This is a genomic window from Halostella limicola (genome assembly GCF_003675875.1).
In the GTDB taxonomy this organism is placed as follows: domain Archaea; phylum Halobacteriota; class Halobacteria; order Halobacteriales; family Natronoarchaeaceae; genus Halostella; species Halostella limicola.
Genome location: NZ_RCDI01000002.1, coordinates 996,933 through 1,018,151 on the forward strand (window position 1 = coordinate 996,933; position 21,219 = coordinate 1,018,151).

18 protein-coding genes and 2 tRNA genes are annotated in these 21,219 nt (G+C 72.0%); 17 read left to right on the top strand and 3 right to left on the bottom strand.

Translation table 11 applies throughout. The annotated features are described in order from the left end of the window. Positions 1–82 precede the first annotated feature (82 nt). The 6 genes from D8670_RS12925 (at position 83) to D8670_RS12950 (ending at position 6,791) form a co-directional block, all read left to right on the top strand. Positions 83–155, top strand: a tRNA-Asn gene (locus tag D8670_RS12925). A gap of 86 nt (positions 156–241) precedes the next feature. Beyond that, positions 242–316: transfer RNA gene (locus D8670_RS12930), tRNA-Ile, on the top strand. A gap of 379 nt (positions 317–695) precedes the next feature. Then, a complete protein-coding gene (locus D8670_RS12935; protein ID WP_121818494.1) occupies positions 696–3,302 on the top strand; it encodes a transglutaminase TgpA family protein in 2,607 nt (868 codons plus the stop codon). Continuing rightward, positions 3,299–3,979: a DUF7269 family protein gene (locus D8670_RS12940; RefSeq protein ID WP_121818495.1), complete on the top strand. Its 681-nt coding sequence runs from the start codon at positions 3,299–3,301 to the stop codon at positions 3,977–3,979. Before D8670_RS12935 ends, D8670_RS12940 begins: the two co-directional genes overlap by 4 nt. Then, positions 3,979–5,277, top strand: coding sequence for a DUF58 domain-containing protein (locus D8670_RS12945; RefSeq protein WP_121818496.1), 1,299 nt, complete (start codon positions 3,979–3,981; stop codon positions 5,275–5,277). The genes D8670_RS12940 and D8670_RS12945 overlap by 1 nt, the downstream gene beginning before the upstream one ends. After that, positions 5,274–6,791, top strand: coding sequence for a DUF7519 family protein (locus D8670_RS12950; protein ID WP_121818497.1), 1,518 nt, complete (start codon positions 5,274–5,276; stop codon positions 6,789–6,791). The genes D8670_RS12945 and D8670_RS12950 overlap by 4 nt, the downstream gene beginning before the upstream one ends. A gap of 47 nt (positions 6,792–6,838) precedes the next feature. Here the strand turns inward: D8670_RS12950 and D8670_RS12955 are convergent, their stop codons facing one another. After that, the gene (locus tag D8670_RS12955) at positions 6,839–7,525 is read right to left on the bottom strand and encodes a DUF2270 domain-containing protein (RefSeq protein ID WP_121818498.1); all 687 of its coding nucleotides are present in this window, start codon (positions 7,523–7,525) and stop codon (positions 6,839–6,841) included. 139 nt (positions 7,526–7,664) lie between these two features. Between D8670_RS12955 and D8670_RS12960 the strand changes: the two genes are divergently transcribed. The 8 genes from D8670_RS12960 to D8670_RS12995 all read left to right on the top strand — a co-directional run bounded on the left by D8670_RS12960 (position 7,665) and on the right by D8670_RS12995 (position 16,829). After that, on the top strand, positions 7,665–8,558 hold the full coding sequence (locus D8670_RS12960; protein ID WP_121818499.1) for a CPBP family intramembrane glutamic endopeptidase: 894 nt from the start codon (positions 7,665–7,667) through the stop codon (positions 8,556–8,558). 138 nt (positions 8,559–8,696) lie between these two features. Then, entirely contained in the window at positions 8,697–9,671 is a 975-nt protein-coding gene (locus D8670_RS12965) for an AAA family ATPase (protein ID WP_121818500.1), read from the top strand. Positions 9,672–9,747: 76 nt separating this feature from the next. Continuing rightward, the gene (locus D8670_RS12970; protein ID WP_121818501.1) at positions 9,748–10,461 is read left to right on the top strand and encodes a queuosine precursor transporter; all 714 of its coding nucleotides are present in this window, start codon (positions 9,748–9,750) and stop codon (positions 10,459–10,461) included. Positions 10,462–10,540: 79 nt separating this feature from the next. Then, positions 10,541–10,810 carry a hypothetical protein gene (locus D8670_RS12975; protein ID WP_121818502.1) on the top strand — a complete coding sequence of 90 codons (270 nt, stop codon included), beginning with the start codon at positions 10,541–10,543 and terminating at the stop codon, positions 10,808–10,810. 127 nt (positions 10,811–10,937) lie between these two features. Next, on the top strand, positions 10,938–11,978 hold the full coding sequence (locus tag D8670_RS12980; protein WP_121818503.1) for a metal ABC transporter substrate-binding protein: 1,041 nt from the start codon (positions 10,938–10,940) through the stop codon (positions 11,976–11,978). Next, the gene (locus tag D8670_RS12985) at positions 11,975–12,718 is read left to right on the top strand and encodes a metal ABC transporter ATP-binding protein (RefSeq protein WP_121818504.1); all 744 of its coding nucleotides are present in this window, start codon (positions 11,975–11,977) and stop codon (positions 12,716–12,718) included. Before D8670_RS12980 ends, D8670_RS12985 begins: the two co-directional genes overlap by 4 nt. Further along, the gene (locus D8670_RS12990; RefSeq protein WP_121818505.1) at positions 12,711–13,562 is read left to right on the top strand and encodes a metal ABC transporter permease; all 852 of its coding nucleotides are present in this window, start codon (positions 12,711–12,713) and stop codon (positions 13,560–13,562) included. The genes D8670_RS12985 and D8670_RS12990 overlap by 8 nt, the downstream gene beginning before the upstream one ends. A 126-nt stretch (positions 13,563–13,688) precedes the next feature. Then, the gene (locus D8670_RS12995) at positions 13,689–16,829 is read left to right on the top strand and encodes an FAD-binding and (Fe-S)-binding domain-containing protein (protein ID WP_121818506.1); all 3,141 of its coding nucleotides are present in this window, start codon (positions 13,689–13,691) and stop codon (positions 16,827–16,829) included. Positions 16,830–16,887: 58 nt separating this feature from the next. Here D8670_RS12995 and D8670_RS13000 read toward each other — a convergent pair whose 3' ends face one another. Both D8670_RS13000 and D8670_RS13005 read right to left on the bottom strand, forming a co-directional pair. Further along, positions 16,888–17,670 carry an SIR2 family NAD-dependent protein deacylase gene (locus D8670_RS13000; RefSeq protein WP_121818507.1) on the bottom strand — a complete coding sequence of 261 codons (783 nt, stop codon included), beginning with the start codon at positions 17,668–17,670 and terminating at the stop codon, positions 16,888–16,890. A 62-nt stretch (positions 17,671–17,732) separates the two neighbouring features. Further along, positions 17,733–18,947, bottom strand: a complete 1,215-nt coding sequence (locus D8670_RS13005; protein ID WP_121818508.1) for an acyl-CoA dehydrogenase family protein — start codon at positions 18,945–18,947, stop codon at positions 17,733–17,735. A gap of 158 nt (positions 18,948–19,105) precedes the next feature. On the opposite strand from D8670_RS13005, the gene D8670_RS13010 reads away from it, so the two are divergent. From D8670_RS13010 to D8670_RS13020, 3 genes are read left to right on the top strand one after another with little or no spacing between them, the layout of a single operon-like run. Continuing rightward, positions 19,106–19,990, top strand: a complete 885-nt coding sequence (locus tag D8670_RS13010) for a ribonucleotide-diphosphate reductase subunit beta (protein WP_121818509.1) — start codon at positions 19,106–19,108, stop codon at positions 19,988–19,990. A gap of 59 nt (positions 19,991–20,049) precedes the next feature. Next, positions 20,050–20,301 (top strand): MTH865 family protein, encoded by a 252-nt coding sequence (locus D8670_RS13015; RefSeq protein WP_121818510.1) that lies wholly within the window; start codon positions 20,050–20,052, stop codon positions 20,299–20,301. A gap of 10 nt (positions 20,302–20,311) precedes the next feature. Further along, positions 20,312–21,172: an MBL fold metallo-hydrolase gene (locus D8670_RS13020; RefSeq protein WP_121818511.1), complete on the top strand. Its 861-nt coding sequence runs from the start codon at positions 20,312–20,314 to the stop codon at positions 21,170–21,172. The last annotated feature ends 47 nt before the right edge of the window (positions 21,173–21,219 follow it).

The window sequence follows — 21,219 nt, forward strand, 5'->3', positions numbered from 1 at the left end:
GAAAGGGTGTCGGTGCCGCCGCCCTGCGGCGAAAACGAAAGCCCTATCAAATACCCCACCACTACAGATGAGTGACGCCAGTGCCGCCGTAGCTCAGTTGGTAGAGCACCTGGTTGTTACCCAGGTTGTCACAGGTTCGAGCCCTGTCGGCGGCGCTTTCCTTCCGACGCTCACCTCGGTAGACAGCCGTCCGCCGTCGCTTCAAAAGACTTGAAAAGCACCCCGTCCAATCCACTACCGAGGGCCCGTAGCTAAGTCTGGTAAAGCGCCCGGCTCATAACCGGGCGATTCCTTGGTTCGAATCCGAGCGGGCCCATACGAGTACCGCGCGCGACAGCGAAACGGTCAAGTGTTACGCCGCGAGGATTCTCACCCAGCAAGTCGCGCGCAGCGAGCGACGCGAGCGAGTACGCCTTGCTTCGGTTCGAATCCGAGCGGGCCCACTTCTGCGACGAACGGACGCGAGGAGCAAATCGCTCACGCCGCGAGGCTTCGAACGAGAGAACGCCGGAGGCGTTCGCGTTGTTCGAATCCGAGCGGACCCACGTCTGTGACGAGCGGATCCCCGCCGCGACCGACCGCGACGGACCACCGCCCTCACCCCGTCCTATCGCGACTCCAAGACTTATTACGACGACGGGCTTGGATCGAATAACTACCGGCCGGCGTCCCCGCACCGGCCGAGGAGCCGAGCAATGGCCGGATCACCCCCTGAGGACCGACAGGACGCGTCGAATAGCGCCGCGACCGACGACCGCGACCTCCGGACGGCGGCGCTCGCGATCTGCTGCGCGCTCGGGCTCGCCGTCGCCGGGACGGCGCTGCCGGCGCTCGCGGCGCCGCTTGCCGGCGGGAGCCTCGGTGAGGGGCTCTTCGACCCGTCCGGCGGCGCGCCGGGCGGGCAGGCCGGCGGGGGAGAGGGGCCCGGCGGCGGACTCGGCGCACTGAACCCCGGCGACCGGACGAGCGTCGGCGGGTCGCTCGGCGGGCAGGACGGCGGGTTGCGCAACCAGTCCGCGGCCACGCACTTCTACGTCGAGAGCGAGGAGCCGGCGTACTGGCGGACCGGCGCGTACGGCGTCTACACGGGCGACGGGTGGGAGTCCGGCGCGACGAGCGGACTCGGCCCGGGGCGGTACGACGGCGGTCGGCAGGTCGAACAGACCGTCGAACTCGAACGGCCGGCGACGGCGCTGCCGGCGGCCTGGCAGCCGTACGACGTCGAGGTCGACGCGGAGGTGCGGGCCGAGCGGCTCGGCCTCGCCGTGGAGGACCCGCTGCCGGCCGGAACCGAGTACACCGTCTCCAGCCACCGAAAGGACACGGATCCGTCGACGCTCCGGGCGGCCGGGGACAACTACCCGTCGGCCGTCGAGCGGTTCACGCGGCTGCCGGACTCGACGCCGGACCGGGTCGGGGAGTTCACCGACCGGCTGACGGCCGACGACGAGACGAACTACGACAGGGCGCGGACCATCGAGCGGTGGTTAGAGGAGAACCGCGGCTACTCGCTGAACGCCTCGCACGACCCGAGCGGCGACGTCGCCGACGAGTTCATCTTCGAGATGGAGCAGGGCTACTGCGAGTACTTCGCGACGGCGATGACGGTGATGCTCCGCTCGCAGGACGTCCCGGCGCGGTACGTCGTCGGCTACAGCCAGGGCGAGCCCGTCGGCGAGAACCGCTATCAGGTGCGGGGGATGAACGCCCACGCCTGGGTCGAGGTGTACTTCGAGGGCGTCGGCTGGGTGAAGTTCGATCCGACGCCGGCCGCGGACCGCCAGACCGCGGAGCAGCAGGCGCTCGAGGAGCAGACGAACGAGAGCGAGACGTACGCCCACGAGGTACAGACGGGGCCGAACGAGACGTTCGACCCGGGCAACGACAGCATCTCGAATGCCGGGCCGCCGTACGACGTCGAGGTGTCCCCCGACCCCGCGCCGGGCCGCGAGGTGACCGTCACCGTCACGAAGGCTGACACCCCCGTCGAGGGCGTGGTCGTCTCCTTCGACGGCGAACGCGTCGGCGTCACGGACGAGAACGGCGAGGTGACGGGGACGGTGCCCTACGAGGAGACGTTCGAGGTGAGCGTCAGGCCGCGGGCGAACGAGTCGGCCGACGGGTTCGCGTTCGGCGCGCCCCCGGCGCAGGCGGCGGACAACGAGACGCGGACGTACGAGGTCGACACGAACGTCTCCGTCGAGGTCGCGGGGACGCCCACGCCCGGCGCGACGGTCGACCTCCTCGCCACCGCCGGCGGCGAGCCGATGCGGAACGCGACCGTGCGCGTCGACGGCGACCGCGTCGGCGAGACGGACGAGGACGGAGTGATCACGGTCACCGTACCCGAGGACACGGGTGACGAGATGCGGGTGGCGGTCGAGCGCGGGTCGGTGGACGGCGAGGCGATCGTCGAACTCGGCGAACTCGACGTGCGCGTCGACGGACTCGCGGTCGCGGGCCGGCCCGCAACGGTCGTGGTGACGGTCGGCGACGAGCCCGTACCCAACGCTTCGGTGGCCGTTAACGGCGAGGCGGTCGGGCGGGCCGACGCGAACGGCGAACTGACGGCCTCGCTCCCCCTCTCGAACGAGGCGACGCTCGTCGCGTCGGTCGACGGGCGCGAGACCGAGACGGCGCTCGACTGGCTGTTGGTCCCGCTGGCCGGCGGCGTCGCCGTCGCCGTCGGTGCGCTCGCGGGCGTCGCCGCGCTGGCGCGCCGGCGGGACGTGACGCTCGCCGACGTGCGGGTGCGCCTGCGGTGGCTCGCCGGCGCCGCGGTCGGCGGACTGCTCGCGCTGAGCGACGGTCTCGACGAGGCGGCGCGACTCGCCCGGCGAGCGCTGGCCCGCTTCGACTGGGTGCCCGAGCGCCTCCGGACGCTGGCGGCCCGCGTCGCCGCCGTGAACGCGGTTTCGACGGCGGTCGCGGCGGTGCGCCGCGTCCTCCAGCTGTTCGGCGTCGGCGCGGGCGGACGAGCCGCCGGAGAGGCGGCCGCGAACGGGCGCGGTGACGACCGCGTCCGCGCGACGACCGACGAGCCCGCGACCGAAGAGCAGCGGTCGCTCCGGCGGTTCTGGCGGCAGTTCGTCCGGATCGTCTCGCCGGGAGACTGGCGGACGCGGACGCCGGGCGAGGTCGCGCGGGCGGCGGTCCGCAAGGGGTTCCCCGACGGACCGGTGTACCGGCTGACGGAGGCGTTCCGGCGCTCGGAGTACGGCGAGGACCCGCCGGACGAGGAGCGCCTCTCGACCGCGAGACGGGCGCTCGACCGACTGCGGGACCGGACGGAGGACCGATGACGTACCGGCGACGGACCGTCGTCGCGCTCGGCGCCGCGGGCCTGCTCGTCGGCGTCGGCCTCGCGTTCGCGCCGGAGGCGGTGCCGCGCGCGGTGCGCGAACCGGCGCGGAGCGCGGTCGAGTCGCTCGGCGACGACCTGACCGCCGCGGCGGTCTCGCTGGTCGGTCTCGCCGCGGCGCTGTGGATCGCCCGGTCGTCGGACGGTGACGCCGCCGGGGCCGAGCCGCTGACCGCGACCCCGCCGGAAGCGGCGACGGCGGAGACGACCGTCGCCGGCGGCGAGTTCGACGCCGCGGTCGAGCGCGTCGGCGAGCGCGACCTCGCGGCGGGGGCGGTCGAGCGCGGGGAGCCGGCGACCCGCCTCCGCGAGACGGCGCGGACGGTGCTCTCGCGGACCCGTCCCGACGACGCGGACGTCGAGGGGATGATCGCGGCCGGCGCGTGGACGGACGACCGGGTCGCCGCGGCCTTCCTCGGCGACGAGCGGGCGCCGGGGTGGACGTTCCGGGAGCGCCTGCGGGCGTGGCTGGCTCCGGAGCGAGAGACCGAGCGCCGGGCGGCGCGGACCGTCGCGGCGCTCGGGCGGGAACTGGAGCGCCACGAGCAGCGGTGGCACCGGCGACCGAGCGACGGGACGGGCGACGAGGCGCGTGACGCCGGGGAGGTGCGTCGCTGATGCGGTCGGTCCCACGGTGGGGCGGCCCGGCGGCCGGGAGCGCCGCGCTAGCGACGGCCGGCGTGGCGAGCGGCGAGCAGGTCCTGCTCGCGGCGGCGGTCGTCCCGCTCGTGTTCGTCTGCTACGGCGCGCTCGCGACGACGCCGCCCGCGGAGAGCGTCCGCGTCGAGCGGTCGGTCCGCCCCGACGCGCCGATGCCCGGCGAGACGGTCCGGGTCGACCTGACCGTGACTAATCCGACGGACCGGCCGCTCCCGGACGTGCGCGTCGTGGACGGCGTCCCCGACCCCCTCCGCGTGGTCGCGGGGACGCCGCGGGGCGGGTTCGCGCTCCGGCCGGGCGAGTCGACGACGCTGTCGTACTCGGTCGTCGCTCGCCGCGGCGAGTACGCCTTCGACGCCCCGTCGGTGCGGACCCGCAACGTGAGCGGGACCCGGTACGACACCACCGCGATTCCGGTCGCGGGCGCCGCGCGGATCACCTGCGAGGTAGGCGTCGACGAGGTGCCCCTCCACGAGCAGACGACGGGCGTCACCGGGCAGTTGCCGACCGACACCGGCGGCAGCGGCGTGGAGTTCTACGCCACCCGCGAGTACCGGACCGGCGACCCGCCGAGCCGTATCGACTGGCGGCACCTCGCCAAGAGCGGGTCGCTGACGACCATCGACTACCGCCGCCAGCAGGCGGCCCGCATCGTGGTGGTCCTCGACGCCCGGGCGGCGAGCGACGTGGCGCGGCGGTCCGGCTCCCCCACCGGCGTCGACCTCGGTGTCTACGCCGCGGCGCGGCTGGTCGGAACGCTCGCGGACGCGGACCACCAGGTCGGCGTCGCGACGGTCGAGGACGGCGAGGCGGGACCGCGGATCGCCTGGGTCGAGCCGTCGAGCGGCCCGGAGCTCCGGGCGCGCGCCGAGCGCCTCTTCGACAGCGTGCTTGACGCGCCGGCCGAGGAGCGAAGCGTCGCGGACGGGGGAGGCGCTCCCGGCGACGGAGCGGCGTCGGACGCGCTCACCGAACTGCGCCAGCGCCTCGGCGGCGACGCGCAGGTGCTGTTCGTCAGCCCGTTCGCGGACGACTACCCGGCCGAGGTGACGCGCACGCTGTCGGCCCACGGTCACGCGGTGACGGTCGTCTCCCCGGACGTGACGGGCGCGGACACGACCGGGAGGCGGATGGCGGCCGTCGAGCGGGAGGTCCGGCTCGCCGACGTGCGCGACCGGGGGATCCCCGTCAATGACTGGCACCCCGACGCGCCGCTGGCGACCGCGCTGGCCGACGCGCTGGAGGGGGTGCGATGAGCGTCCCCTTCGTCACTCCGGAGTCGGCGTCGAACGGCGACGCGACGCCCCCGCGAACGAGCCGGGTGCTCGTCACCGCGGTCGTCGGCCTCGGCGTCCTGTTCGTCGGGTCGTCGACGGCCGTGCTCGGACAGGTGATAGAGAGCGCGCTGACCGGGCTGGTCGTCGCGGCGGCGCTGTCGCTGCTGAACGACGACGACCCCGAGTCGCTCGCGGCAGGCAGTCTGCTGCTCGCGCCGGCCGCCGCGTCGCTCACCGGCGACCTGATCGCCATCGCGGGCGGGCCGCCGGTGCGGGCGCTCCGGGCGGTCGCGCTGGTCGTCGCGTCGTTCGGCGTCGCCGCGTGCTGGACCGGCATCGTCGGGAACAGAACGCTGACCGTCGGCGCCTCGCGGTTTGGCTACGCGCTGTTACCGCTGTCGCTCGCCGCGCTCGCCGCCATGGTGTCGAACGTCGGCACCGACGCGGCGGCGGCCGCGGGCGGGCCCGTCCTCGACGCGCTGTGGCGCGAACTCGTCGCGCCCACGGCCCCGGCGCCGCGGATCGCCGACTTCCTCCTCCTGCTCGCGGTCGGCGGGTTCGCCGTTCGCGCGGCGCTTGAGCGCCTGCCCGTGGCCGAACTCGCGAGCAAGCGCGACACCGCCCGGCGGGCGGCGCAGGTAGAGCGCACCGTCGACGTCCTGCGGACGACCTACCGGGTCTGCGCGCCGGCGGGGCTCGTGCTCGGTGTCCTCCACCTCGCCGGCGCGGGGCCGTACGGCGCGCTCCCCGGCGGGCTGGTCGACCTGCTCGCGGGCGTGGCGAAGACGGAGGTCCTCCGGGTCCTGCTCGTCGCGGCGGCGGTCGCCGGATCCGTCGCCGCGGTCGCCGTCGAGGCGGTGCTGTGGGCGCGAACCGCCGCCGCGTCGGACGTCGCGCCCCGGGTCGTCCCCTTCGCGTCCGGCGTCGCGCTCATCGGCGGCGTGTGGGCGTTCACCGACCTCGTACTCGGGCGGGTTCGGTCGCGGATCCCGTCCGTCGCCGCGCCGGCGCTCGAGGAACTCGTCGGCGTCGTCGGCGAGACGCCGGTCGCCCTGCTCGTCGTGGCCGGGACGCTGGTGCTTTTCGTCGCGCTCGTCGGCGTCCTCACGCTGCTAGGCCGGTGGGGCTTCCTGACCGACCGGGTCGCCCCCGTCGCCCTCGCCAGCGCCGGCCTCTTCCTCGCCGGGACCGTCTCCGGCATGGTCGGGGACGGCCCCCTCGTCGTGTTCGGCGGCGTCGCCGCCGCGACGGTCGCCTGGGACCTCGGCGAGTACGGCGTCGGCGTGGCGGAGGGGCTCGGCCGCCGCGCCCGGAGCAGGCAGGGCGAACTCGCCCACGGGCTGGCGAGCGTCGCCGTCGGCGCGGCGAGCGTCGCCGCGGCGTTCGCCCTCCTCGGCGTCATGCGGCGGACGGTCCCGGAGGCGTCGCTCGTCGCCGCCGGCGCGTCGGCCGCGTTCGTCGGCACGTTACTCCTGCTGTCGCGGTTGCGGTGAGCGGCCGTCCGCCGGGCGAGCGGCGACCGGCACCGACCGCGGTCGGCTCACTCCTGGAACTCGCGCACTCGCTTCCCGCGGGCCGACCACGCCGTGACGAGGATGACGACCGCGTAGAACACTCCCACGACCGCGACGACGACCTCCCCCGGAACGACGACCATCGACGCCGTCTGTTGCCACGACTCGGACGGTTCGAAGACCGTGACCCGGGCGACCCACGCGGCGAGCAGGATCAGCAGCAGCGGGAGGTACGACCGCCGGAGCCGGTGTGTGAGCGCCTCGCGGAAGGAGATGTTGAACGTGGGTTCGCCGAGCTCTTCGCTGAGCTGTTCCCGCCAGTCCCGGTCGCTCGTGCTGAGCACCGTCTGGTCCGGCGAGTACATCTCGGCGTACAGGTCCTTCTGCAGGATGCGGACCCGGTTCCGCCAGACGTCGTACTCGCGGTAACGGGTCGCCTCCATGATCAGGAACGCGGTGACGCCGAACATCCCGATGATCATCACGTAGTGAGGGTTGTCCGGGCTGGAGAAGGCCCACGTCAGTATCGCCGCGACGACTACCACGGCCCAGTTCGTCGTCTGGTCCAGTCGAGCGCGCCAGGACGCCGTCCGGTCGACCTCGCCGCGGTAGAACTCCCCGGTCAGCCCCGCGAACGCGGTCCGGTCGTCGGAGATGCCGAGGTCCGCCTCGTCTGCGGCGTCCGATGCCCGTTCCGAGTCGCTTTCAGCCATGTCCACCGGACTACGACGGCGACGCGCAAATGCGCGGGGTCGGAGCGAGGGGGACGACGCGGCGGAACTATTTATATTAGAGAACGAGAACGCCGGAACATGTCGCGTCCGATCCGACCCCCGCGATCGGTGATGAGCGATGGCTGACCCCGACCGCGGACGCCTCGGGCTGTTCTTCGGCGTCCTGGTCAGCCTCGCGGCCGGGTTCGTCGCATTCTCGCTGCTCGCGGACGTGCGCATGGTGACGCTCGCGGCGCTGTACATGTTCACGCCGATGGTCGCCGGGCTGGTCGTCTGTCTCGTCCGGGGCGTCCCGCTGTCGACCGTCGGCCTGCGAGTCGGCCGGGCGCGCTGGCTCGCCGTCGCGGCGCTGGTCGCGCTCCCGCTGGTCGCGATCGCCCTCGCGGTCGCAGTCGCGGTGCCCGGCGTGGCGTTCGACCCGAGCGTCGATCCGCTGCCGGGCGTCGCGCTCCCGTCGGGGCCGCTCGGCGTCGCGGCGACGTTCGGGATCGCACTTGCGCTGGGCGCGACCGTCAACGCCGTCTTCGCTTTCGGCGAGGAGTTCGGGTGGCGCGGCTACCTGCTGTGGGAACTCGCGCCGCTGGGGTTCTGGAAGGCGTCGACCGTCATCGGCGTCGTCTGGGGGCTCTGGCACGCGCCGATAATCCTGGACGGCTACAACTACCCCTCGTTCCCGGTGGTCGGCGTCGCCGCCATGACGGTCGCCTGCGTCGCGTTCTCGCCGCTGTACACCTACCTCGTCCTCCAGGCGGAGTCGGTGCTCGCCGCGGCGCTGCTCCACGGCGTGTTCAACGGGTCGGCGGGGCTCGTCGTCGCCCACGCGGTCGGCGACGGCGCCGCGCTGGAGGAACTGGTCGCCAGCCCGGTCGGCGTCGCGGGCGTCGTCGCGTTCGGCCTCGCCGCCGCGGGCATCGCCGCCGTCGGCGCGCCGTCGCTCACCCGCGAGTTCGCGGGTGGTGAGCGCCGCACCGCGGACGAGCCGCCGCGGCCCGGCGGCGACCCCGCCGAGTGACCGTGCTCGTCGGCGTCTGCGGTCGGCTAGCCCTCCGGCCGTCGCTCGTCGATCGTAGGCTGTGGCTCGTCGGTCGTCGGCCGTCGCCCGATAGGTCAAGCCGAACACATACGTAGGGGCCGCCGCTATGGGGAGGTGATGAGCGACGCCCCGCAACTCACCGTCGACGAGGCCGCGTCGGAGTGCGCCGCCGTCCTCGACGCGGTCCACGACGCCGTCATCGCCGACAGAGAGTTCCTCCGCACCGTCCTCCTCGGCGTGCTCGCCCGCGGCCACGTCCTGCTCGAGGACGTGCCCGGGACGGGCAAGACCCTCACCGCCCGCTCGATGTCGGAGGCGCTCGGCCTCTCCTTCAACCGCATCCAGTTCACGCCGGACCTCCTGCCGAGCGACATCACCGGCACGCACGTGTACGACGAGACCGACGGATCCTTCGAGTTCAACGAGGGGCCGGTGTTCGCGAACGTCGTGCTGGCCGACGAGATCAACCGCGCGCCGCCGAAGACCCAGGCCGCCCTGCTGGAAGCGATGGAAGAGGGGCAGGTGACCGTCGACGGCGACACCCACGACCTCCCCGACCCCTTCTTCGTCATCGCGACCCAGAACCCCGTCGAGCAGGAGGGGACGTTCGAACTGCCCGAGGCCCAGCGCGACCGCTTCGTCGTGAAGACGGCGATGGGCTACCCCGGCCGCGGCGGCGAACTCCAACTCCTCAAGCGCCGCGCGAACCGCCACGAGCAGGCCCCCTCCGTGACGCGGGTGATCGATGACGCGGACGTGACGGACCTGCAGGCGGTGCCCGAGACGGTGACCGTCGAGGACAAGGTGCGGGGGTACGTCGTCGACCTCTGCCGCGAGACCCGCACCGACCCGCGCGTCGAGGTGGGCGTCTCCCCGCGCGGCGTCCAGCGCCTGTTCGAGGCGGCCCGCGCCCACGCCGTCCTCTCGGGCCGGGAGTACGTCGCGCCGGACGACGTGAAGCGGGTCGCCCACCCCGTGCTCGACCACCGCCTCGTCCTCACGACCGAGGCGTCGGTCAACGGCGTCGAGAAGGGCGCCGTCGTCGCCGACGTGCTGGACCGCGTCGAGGTGCCGGCGATGGCGACCAGTTGAGGCCGTTCGCGCGCCCGCCGAGCCGCCGTACGGCGGATCCGGGAGACTGAAGGGGGAGTCGCGAGTCCCCGACGCTATGAGCGACACGCACCCCGGAACGCCGACGGTCGGACAGGTGACGTTGATCGCCCTGTTCGTCACGGCGCTGGTGACGGCGCAGTTGACGGCCACGAAGATCCTCGCGTTTCAGATCCCCCTCTCGCTGCCGGTGACCGGCGCGACGCTCGTCCTGCCGGGCGCCGCCCTCGCCTACGCGGTGACCTTCCTCGCGAGCGACTGCTACGCCGAACTGTACGGGCGACGGGCCGCGCAGATCGTGGTCAACGTTGCCTTCGCGATGAACTTCGTTGTGCTGGCGCTGGTGTGGTCGACCATCGCCGCGCCGGCCGCCGCCTCGGGCGTCGACCCCGACGTGTTCGAGACGGCGCTCGGCGCGAGCACGAACGTCGTCCTCGGGAGCCTGCTCGCGTACGTCGTCTCGCAGAACTGGGACGTGGTCGTCTTCCACCGCATCCGCGACTACACCGACGGCGACGCGCTGTGGCTCCGCAACGTCGCGTCCACGGCGTCGAGTCAGGCGATCGACACGGTCATCTTCGTCGCCGTGGCGTTCCTCGTCGCGCCGACCGTCCTCGGCGTCGGCCAGGCGCTGCCGCTCGCGGTCATCGCCCAGTTGATGGTCGGCCAGTACCTGCTGAAACTCGCCATCGCCGTCGTCGACACGCCGTTCGTGTACGCCATCGTCGGCGCGGTCCGCGAGCGCGAGGGCGACCGCGTCGCGCCCGCCTGACCCCGCACAATCGTCCGGTTTCGGACCGGTCGAGCGACTGACTGCGACCCTTTTGCCGCTTCACGTGGGAGGACGACCCATGGCCGACACCCCGAGCATCGATACGGTCGAGGAGGGCGACGACTACTACCACGTCCGGTACCGCGACCCGGACGACTTCGACACGATCCGCACCCCGGACTGGGCGGAGGAGGCGTCCGACTCCGTCTCGGAGGGGAGCGAGGTCCGCACCGGGAAACGGCAGGGCAGCGACGACTGGGAGGTCCAGAGCGTCCTGATCAAGAAACAGGCCGGCGAGGACAAGGCCCGCGAGCAGGCAGAGGAGATAGTCGAGAAGATCGAGTCCTGAGCGTCGGTACCGTCGGTTTTTCGCGCTCGTCACGCCGAGACTACCGGGTAGCGCTCGCGACGGCTGTTTAATATCGGATAGCAATTCGATAGCAGTATTTATTAACTTCTACCCCAGTCTTAATACCATGACGAACGAGCTAACGCGACGCGACGCGCTGAGAGCGGGCGTCGGAACCCTCGCGGCTGGCGTCGCCGGCTGTCTCGGCGCCGTCTCGGGTGGAAGCGAGAGCGACGGAACGGCGGTCCAGTCCTCCTTCTTCGTGCTGGGGGACTTCGCGGACAGGGTCGCCGGCGACGCGGCGGACGCGAACACGCTGGTGCCGGTCGGCCAGCACGGCCACGGGTGGGAGCCGTCGGGGCAGCTCCAGCGCGACGTGCTGACGGCTGACGCCTTCGTCTACGTGGGCGAGGGGTTCCAGCCGTGGGCCGACGACATCGTCGCGAACGTGCAGTCCGACGACGCCGACGTCGAGCCGATCGCGGCGTGGGAGAACGTCGACCTCCTGCCGGTCGACGGGGACCACGAGGGGGATACTGACCACGAAGACGGCCACGAGGAGGACCACAACGAGAGCGAGGGAGGCCACGAAGACGCACACGACGAGAGCGAGGACGACCACGACCACGGCGACGCCGATCCGCACTTCTGGCTCGATCCGACCCGAGCGGCCACGGCGGTCGAGACCATCGCCGAGGGAATGGCGGCCGTCGACCCGGACAACGAGGAGACGTACGCCGAGAACGCCGAAGCGTACCGGGAGGAACTCGCGGCGCTCGACGAGCGGTTCGAGTCGACGCTGTCGTCGACATCGCGCGACGCCGTGCTCGTCGCGGGCCACGACTCGTTCGGGTACCTCGCGCGGCGGTACGGGTTCGAGGTGCACGCGCTGACCGGTCTCTCGCCGGACGACTCGCCCTCGCAGCGCGACGTCCGCGAGGCGCAGGAGGTGGTGGACGCCCACGGGATCGAGCACGTGCTCGCCCCGGTGTTCGAGTCCGACCGCGCGGCGGAGCAGCTCGTCGAGGAGACCGACGCGACCGAGGTGCTTCCCGTCACGGCGTTGCCGGGGCAGCGCGAGGACTGGGCGGCGGACGGCTGGGGTTACGTCGAGGTGCAGGAGAACCTGAACCTGCCGTCGCTGGCAACGGCGCTGGGGGCCGAATGACGGCGGTCGTCGACGTCGAGGACGCCACGTTCGGCTACGGCGACCGCCCCGTCGTGGAGGACGTGTCGCTGTCCGTCGAGTCGGGGGAGTTCCTCGGGCTGGTCGGGCCGAACGGCTCCGGCAAGAGCACGCTCCTGTCGCTCGTGCTCGGCCTGCGTCGACCCGACAGCGGATCGGTCCGCCTGTTCGGCGAACCCGCCCACGAGTTCGGCGACGGCGAGCGCGTCGGCTACGTCGCCCAGAACGTCGGCGGGACGCCCGCCCGGATGCCGGTGACGGTCCGGGAGGTCGTCACGATGGGTCGCTACCCGCGCGTCGGGGTCGGTCGCCTCTCGGACGCCGACCGCGAGGCGGTGCGGCGCGCGATGGCGACCGTCGGCGTCGACGACCTCGCGGACCGGCCGATCGCCGACCTCTCCGGCGGTCAACGACAGCGGGCGTTCATCGCCCGGGCGCTCGCCGGCGAGGCGGACCTGCTCGTGCTCGACGAGCCGGCCGTCGGCGTCGACGCCGAGTCGCGCTCGGCGTTCTACGACCTGCTCGCGGGGCTGAACGACGAGGGGCTGACGATCGTCCTCGTCGAGCACGACATCGGCGTGGTGACCGGCCACGCGACGAGCGTCGCCTGCATCAACTGCTCGCTGCGGTACCACGGTGACCCGGAGGGGTTCGTCGAGAGCGACGCCCTGTCGCGTGCGTACGGCGCGAATCAGCGGCTCCTCCAGCACGACCATGATTGACCTCGTCGAGATGCTCGGCTTCCGGTTCATGCAGCGGGCGTTCCTGGCAGGGATCTGCGTCGGGGTCGTCGCGCCGCTGGTCGGCACCTTCCTCGTCCACCGCGAGATGGCGATGATCGGCGAGACGCTCGCCCACACCGCGTTCGCCGGCGTCGCGATCGGGCTGTTCGTCGGCTCGGCGTTCGCGGTCCCCGTCTCCCCGGAGCTGTCCGCGCTGGTGGTCGCCGTGCTCTCGGCGCTGCTGATCGAGGCGATCGCCGAACGCACGGACGCCTACGGCGACGTGTCGATGGCGATCGTCCTCTCGGGCGGGTTCGCGCTGGGAAGCGTCGTCGTCAGCCTCGGCGGCGGGATCTCCGTCGGGATCAAGCAGTACCTGTTCGGCAGCCTCGCCACCGTCACTGAGGAGAACGTCCGCCTCCTGGTCGCGCTGACCGTGCTCGTCACGGCGGTCGTCGGGGTGACGTACAGACAGCTCACCTACGTCACGTTCGACGAGACGGCGGCCCGGGTCGGGGGTATCGACGTGACGCTGTACAACCGCCTGCTCGTCGCGCTGACGGCGGTCGTCGTCGTCGCGGCGATGCAGATCATGGGGATCATCCTCGTCGCCGCGATGCTCGTGGTGCCCGTCGCGGCCGCCGCGCAGGTCGCGCGGACGTTCAAGGGGTCGCTCGTCCTCTCGGTCGTCGCGGCCGAGATAGCCGTCCTACTCGGCGTCACCGTCTCGTACGGCTACGGGACGGCCGCGGGCGGCACCATCGTGCTGGCCGCCATCGGCGTCTACGGGGCCGCGGTGGTCGCCGGGCGGGTCGGCGTTCGGCCGTCGTTCGGCGGTCGGTGACGCGGTCTTCGCGCTCCGGCGCCCGGTAGCCCGCGCCGCGATCCGAACGCTAACGTTCCGGGGGACGCTACACGTTGTCATGCAACCGTTCGGGACGCCTGCGACGAGTTCTGGAGGTGTGGCGGCGTGACGGCGAGTCACGGCGACCTCGACGCGTCGGGGCCGGACCCCCGCCGCGACGGCCGCGCCGACTACGACTATCAGGGCGGCGAGGTCGACCGCCCGGGGCTCGTCGACGACCTGGAGAAAGTCGTCGACGGCGAGGTCCGGTTCGACGAGTACAGCCGACAGCTGTACGCGACGGACGCCAGCGCCTACGAGATGACGCCGATCGGCGTCGTCTTCCCGGTGTCGACCGCCGACGTGTCGGCCGTCGTCGAGTACTGCGCCATGCGGGAGATCCCGGTCCTTCCGCGGGGCGGCGGTACCAGCCTCGCCGGGCAGACAGTCAACGAGGCGGTCGTCCTCGACTTCACGAAACACATGGACGCCGTGATCGAGACGGACCCGGAGGCCCGCCACGCCCGGGTCCAGCCCGGCGCGGTCCTCGGGGACCTCAACGCGCGGCTGGAGCCCCACGGCCTGAAGTTCGCGCCCGACCCCGCGTGGGGCGACAAGAGCGCCATCGGCGGGGCCGTCGGCAACAACTCGACGGGCGCGCACTCGCTGCAGTACGGCAAGACCGACGCCTACGTCGAGTCCGCCGAGGTCGTGCTCGCCGACGGGACCGTCACCCGGTTCGGCGAGGTGACCGTCGAGCGGGCCCGCGAACTCGCCGGCGAGGGGGACCTCGAATCGCGGATCTACGCCGAGGTCCTGCGGATCATCGACGAGGAGGCCGACGAGATCGACGCGCGCTACCCCGAACTCAAGCGCAACGTCTCGGGGTACAACCTGAACGTGCTCGCCGACCAGTCGGAGGAGGGCGTCGTCAACGTCGCGAAACTGCTCGCCGGGAGCGAGGGGACGCTGGCGGTCGTCACCGAGGTCGAGGTGAGCCTCGAACCGATCCCCGAGACGAAGAGCCTCGCGCTGCTCTCCTACGGGAGCGTCGTCGACGCGATGGAGGACGTCGCGCCCATCCTCGAACACGGCCCCGCGGCGGTCGAACTCGTCGACGACGTGCTGATCGATCTGGCGCGGGACACGGCGGAGTTCGAGGACGTCGTGACGATGCTCCCCGAGGGGACGAACGCCGTCCTGCTGGTGGAGTTCTACGCCGAGGACGAGGCCGAGGGGCGCGAGAAGGTGGCCGGTCTGCTGGCGGACCGCGTGCCGGGTGCGGAGGCGAGCGCCCCCGTCCCCGACGACGCGGCCGTCACGGACGCCGACCCCTACGCCGTCGACGCGCTCGAAGCGCACGACGAACCCGACCGCGCGAGGTTCTGGAAGCTCCGCAAGTCCGGCCTGCCGATCCTGCTATCGCGGACCTCCGACGAGAAGCACATCAGCTTCATCGAGGACTGCGCGGTGCCGCCGGAACACCTGCCGGAGTACGTCGCCGACTTCCAGGAGATACTGGCGGACCACGACACCTTCGCCAGCTTCTACGCCCACGCCGGTCCCGGCGTGCTCCACATCCGGCCGCTCATCAACACGAAGACCGACCTCGGCGCGGAGACGATGGAGTCCATCGCCGACGACGTGACCGACCTCATCGTCGAGTACGGCGGGAGCGTCTCCGGCGAGCACGGCGACGGCCGCGCCCGCACCCAGTGGAACCGCAAGCTGTACGGCGAGGCGCTCTGGCAGACGTTCCGCGACCTGAAGTCGGCGTTCGACCCCGACTGGCTCCTCAACCCGGGCAACGTCTGCGGCGACCACGACATGACGGAGCACCTCCGCTACGGCGGCGACTACGAGTTCGACGCCGGCTTCGACCCCGACCTGAACTGGGAGAACGACAACGGTTTCCAGGGGATGACCGAACTCTGTCACGGCTGCGGCGGCTGTCGCGGGTTCCAGGACACCACCGGCGGCGTGATGTGCCCCACCTACCGCGCCGAGGACGAGGAGATCCTGAGCACCCGCGGCCGGGCGAACGCGCTCCGGCAGGCGATGAGCGGCGACCTCGACGGGGCCGACGCCGCCGCGTCGGACCGGAACGAGAGGTTCGCGGCCGAGGAGGACGACGAGGCGGACGCCGCGGAACAGCTCTCCGACGAGTTCCTCGACGAGGTGCTCGACCTCTGTATCGGCTGCAAGGGCTGCGCGAAGGACTGTCCGAGCGAGGTGGACATGGCGAAGCTGAAAGTCGAGGTGACCCACCAGAAGCACCAGCGCGACGGGGCCGGCCTCCGCGAGCGGGCGTTCGCGAACGTCGACGCGCTCTCGGCGCTCGGCAGCGCGACCGCGCCGGTGTCGAACTGGCTCACGAAGGTGCCCGGCGCGCGCTTCGCCATGGAGAAGGCGGTCGGCATCGCCCGCGAGCGCTCGCTCCCGACGTTCCGCCGGGAGACGCTGCGGGACTGGTTCGACGAACGCGGCGGGGCGGCGGTGCCCGAGTCCGAGGCGGAGCGCACGGCCGTCCTCCTGCCGGACACGTTCACCAACTACAGCTACCCCGAGCGCGGGAAGGCGGCCGTCCGCGTGCTCGAAGCCGCCGGCGTGCACGTCGATCTGGCGGAGACCACCGACAGCGGGCGGCCGGCCCACTCGAAGGGCTTCCTCGACGCCGCGCGCGAGGCCGCGCGCGACGCCGTCGACGAACTCGCGCCCCGCGTCGCGGACGGGTGGGACGTGGTCGTCGTCGAGCCCTCGGACGCCGTCATGCTCCAGTCGGACTACCTCGATCTGCTCTCGGGCAGCGGGAGGCAGAGCGCCTCAGTGAGCGCGAGCGGTGACGCACCGCGGTCGCCCGTCGAGGCGGTCGCCGCGAACGCCCACGGCGTCTGCGAGTACCTCGACGCGTTCCGCCTCGACGACGCGCTCGACGCCGACGCCGGCGGCGCCCTCACCTACCACGGCCACTGCCACCAGAAGGCGACGAAGAAGGACCACCACGCCGTCGGCGTCCTCCGGCGCGCGGGCTACGACGTGGACCCGCTCGACTCCACCTGCTGCGGGATGGCCGGCTCGTTCGGCTACGAGGCCGAGCACTACTCGATGAGCCAGGCGATCGGTTCCATCCTGTTCGACCAGGTCGAGGACAGCGACGGCGAGGAAGTCGTCGCCCCCGGCGCGTCCTGCCGGACGCAGTTGAAGGACCGCGACGGCGGCGAGGCGCCGGCCCACCCGGTCGAGAAGCTGGCGGCGGCGCTGGAGTAGCGGCGCAACGGCGAGGCGACGACGCACGGACCGCGCTCTATGCGTCCCCCGCCTCGCGTCAGACCGCGTCCCGGATCGTCGGCAGCACCTCGGTGACGTCCCCGCGGAAGACGTGGTCCGCCCGGTCCTCGACCGATGTGGGGTCGTGATTGACGACGGCGAGCGTCGCGCCGTCGTCCACCCGCCGCGGCAGGCTCGCCGCGGGCTCGACAGTGAGCGACGTGCCCGCGACGAGCACCGCGTCAGCCTTCCCGACGAGCATCCGCGCCTCCGCGTGCGCCGCCTCCGGGAGCCGCTCGCCGAAGAGGACGGTGTCGGGCTTCAGGAGGCCGCCGCAGTCACAGCGCGGCGGCGTCTCGCCGTCCGCGCGGGACGAGTCAGAGTCCGATGAGCGCCGCTCGGCGGCGTCGGCGACGCGCTCGACGACGGCGTCCGTGTCCTGTGTCGCGCCGCAGTCCCGACAGACCGTCCGGTCGCCGCTGCCGTGGAGTTCGATCACCCGCTCCGACCCCGCGTCGCCGTGGAGGCCGTCGACGTTCTGCGTCACGACGGCGTCGAGGTGGCCGGCCGCCTCCAGGTCCGCGAGCGCCTCGTGGGCGGCGTTCGGCGCCACGTCGCCCCGGATCTCGGCGTGCAGGTCGAGCCAGTCCTCCCAGAACGGTCCGGGCTCCGCGAGGAAGCGCCGGACGTGGAAGTCGTCCGCGTCGTAGCGCTCCCAGAGGTCGTCGTCCCCGCGGAAGTCGGGGAGGCCGGAGGCGGTGCTGACCCCCGCACCGGTCAGCGCGACGGCGACGTCGGCGTCCGCGAGCGCGCGAGCGACCGCGTCGACCCGTTGGTTCATGCGCGCTCGTAGGCGCGCAATCCGAAAAAATCCGGCGGCGCCTCTCCTCGGGGCGCTCGGGCCTACCCGTCGTAGCGCGTGACGCCCTCGATGGCGGACTCGTCGACGTCGGCGAAAGCGTCCCGCGCGATCACCCGGCGGTGGACCTCGTCGGCCCCGTCGATGATGCGGAACGCGCGGACGTTCTCGTAGAAGTCGGCCAGCGGGAGGTCCTTCCCGATGCCGTTGCCGCCGCAGAGCTGGATCGACTCGTCGATGGCGTGCTGGACGGTGTTGGCGGTGAACACCTTCGACATGGCGACCGGGACGCGGGCCTCCTCGCCCTCGGCGATGGAGCGGGCGGCGTGGCGCACCATCGACCGGGCGGCGTGCAGTTCCATCTCCACGTCGGCGACGCGGTGGCGGATCGCCTGCTTCTCCGCGATGGGGCCGTCGAACGCCTGCCGTTCGCTCGCGTACGCCTTCGCGACGTCGAGGGCCCGCTCGGCCATGCCCGAGAAGCGCATGCAGTGGGTGAGCCGGGCGGGGCCCAGCCGCTGCTGGGCGATGGCGAACCCGGCGTTCTCCGCACCGAGCAGGTTCTCCTCGGGCACCCGGACGCCCTCGTACTTGATCTCGGCGTGGCCCGTCCCCGTCACCTCGCCGCCGACGTGCGGGATGTCGCGCACGACGTTCACGCCGTCCGCGTCGGCGGGGACGAGGATCATCGAACAGCCCTCGTATGGGTGGGCGTCCTCGTCCGTACGGGCCATCACGATGAGCACGTCGGCTTCGGTGCCCTGCGTCGTCCACCACTTGTGACCGTCGATGACCCACTCGTCGCCGTCTCTCTCGGCGGTCGTCCGGATCATCTTCGGGTCCGAGCCGCCGCCCTGCATCGGCTCGGTCATCGAGAAGCCCGACCGGATCTCGCCCTCGGCGAGCGGGCGGAGCCATCGCTCCTTCTGCTCCTCCGTGCCGACGAGTTCCAGCGTGTGCATGTTGCCCTCGTCTGGGGCGTCGCAGCGCAGCGCCGTCGCGCCGAGCAGGCTGCGGCCGGCCGCCTCGAAGATGGGGAGCATCTCGCGGAAGTCCAGCCCGAGGCCGCCGTACTCCTCGGGGATCTGCGGGCCGTACACGTCGTACTCGCGGGCCCTCTCCCGCAGGTCGGCGACCGTCGACTCGTCGACGGGACCGTTCCCCAGCAGCTCGCGCTCGACCGGGATCACTTCCTCGTTCACGAACTCGCGCGTCCGCTCGGCCACTTCGCGCCCGCGCTCCGGGTCGTGGTAGTCCATGGCACTTGCCATGGGAAGCGCGATGTAAAAACTTTCCCCGGATTGCCTGTTTCAGGCGCTGCGGCGTGCTGGTCAGCGGCGGCGCACCTCGCGTCGCGAGCGCTGGCCGCCGCTGGGTTGCATCGGGATTTATTTCGGTAGGTGGTAACGAGTAACGCATGGCGCGATCCCCGAAGCTCTCCCTGGACCCGGACGACCGGAGCTACCGGTACTACCGGAACGCCGTCGAGCGACATTGGGACCCCGGCGAGATCGACCTCTCGACCGACCGCGAGCGGGTCACCGAACTCTCGGAAAGCGGCCTCACCGACCTCCGGCGGACGCTCGCGCTGTTCGGCGCCGGCGAGCAATCCGTCACCGAGGACCTGGCGCCGCTGGCCGCCGCGCTCGACGACCCGAACGACCAGGCGTTCGTGGCGAGCCAGATCTACGAGGAGGCCAAGCACGCGGACTTCTTCGACCGGAACTGGCGACGGGTGATCCGGCGCGCGGAGGACGAACTCGGCGTCAAGCGGAGCGACCCGTCGGACCCGCGGTGGTTCTCGGACGCCTACGTGGAGCTGTTCGACCGCAACGAGCGCGCGATGGCGCGCCTGCTGACGGACGACTCGCCGGAGGCGCGGGCCGACGCGTACTGCCACTACCACCTCACCATCGAGGGGATCCTGGCCCAGACGGGCTACTACGGCGTGCAGACGAACTTCGGCGGCGACGTGGCGGAGCTACCGACCCTCCCCGGTCTCGTGGAGGGCTTCTCGAACATTCGGAGCGACGAGGGGCGCCACGTGGGGTTCGGGATGGCGAAGCTGAAAGGCCTCGTCGGCGACGGGAGCGTCTCGGTGGAACGGCTCTGGGAGACGGTCGGCGAACTCGTCCCGCTCACCCAGTCTATCGTCAGTGCGTCGGCCGACGATGACTCGGCCGGACTCGGCGAGGACGAACTCGTCACGTACGCCGCGGAGCGCCACACCGACCGCATGGCACAGATCGCCGATAGCGACGCCGAGCTGCCGAGCGTCGGGGAGCTGACGCGGATCGAGTAGGATTATCAGTCGGAAAAACTACACCAAAATTTAATATTTATGCCCCCGAAGGGGAGCGTATGGCAGACGAACAAGAGATCCGACAGCAGATGATCGACGCGTTCGAAGGCGCAGACTACCCCATCTCCAGCCCGATGGACCTCGTCCCCGCGCTCCCCAACGGCCCCGGGACGAAGTTCGAGTCCGGCGACTTCTCGATGACGGCGATGGAACTGAACACGAAGCTCCCCGGCGGCGACTTCCCGTACGACTCGCCCGAGGCGTTCGTCGACGACGTCATCGAGAACCTCAAGGACGAGGACTACATCTAAGGCGACCTCGATGGTCGAACCGACCGACGGGCGCACCGACGTGTACACCGTCGACACCGAACTCCTCGGCTCCCCGGGGCTGATGGCCGCCTACGTCGTCGACGCGGAGCGACCCGCCGTCGTCGACCCCGGCGCGGCCACCGCCACCGGTCCCGTTCTCGACGCGCTCGACGAACTGGACATCGACCCCGAGAGCGTCGCGTACCTGATCCCGACGCACGTCCACCTCGACCACGCCGGCGCGGCGGGCTCGCTCGCCGACGCCTGCCCGAACGCGACCGTGCTGGTCCACGAGCGAGGCGTGCCGTACCTGATCGATCCCGAGAAGCTCGACGCCCTGTTCGAGAGCGCGAAGCGGGCCGTCGGCGAGGTCGCGGCGGCGTACGGCGAACCCGACCCGGTTCCGCCGGAGCGGTGCGAGACGCTGGGGGACGGCGACGTCGTGGACCTCGGCGACCGCAGCCTCGAAGCGATCGACGCGCCGGGACACGCGCCCCACCAGCACGCGTTGCTCGGCGACGACGGGACGCTGTTCGCGGGCGACGCCGCGGGCGCGTGGCTGGGCGGGCAACTGTTCCCGACCACGCCCGGCCCCGACTTCGACCTGGAAGACGCGGTCGACACCGCCGAGCGCCTGCGCGACCGCGACCCCGACGCCGTGCTGTACGGCCACTTCGGCGCCCGCGAGGACGCGATCGACGCCCTGAACGAGTACGCGGCGATCCTCCCGGAGTTCGTCGACGCGGTCGACGAGCTGCGAGAGGAGCACGGCGACCCCGACGACGTCGTCTCGAACCTGCCGTCGCGGTGGGCGTCAAGCCCGACGATAGCGGGCGACGTGCGCGGCGTCCTCCGCTACCTGCAGAGCTGATCCGGGTCCGCGCCCGTGGCCGACGAACCGCCGGACGCCCGTCGAGC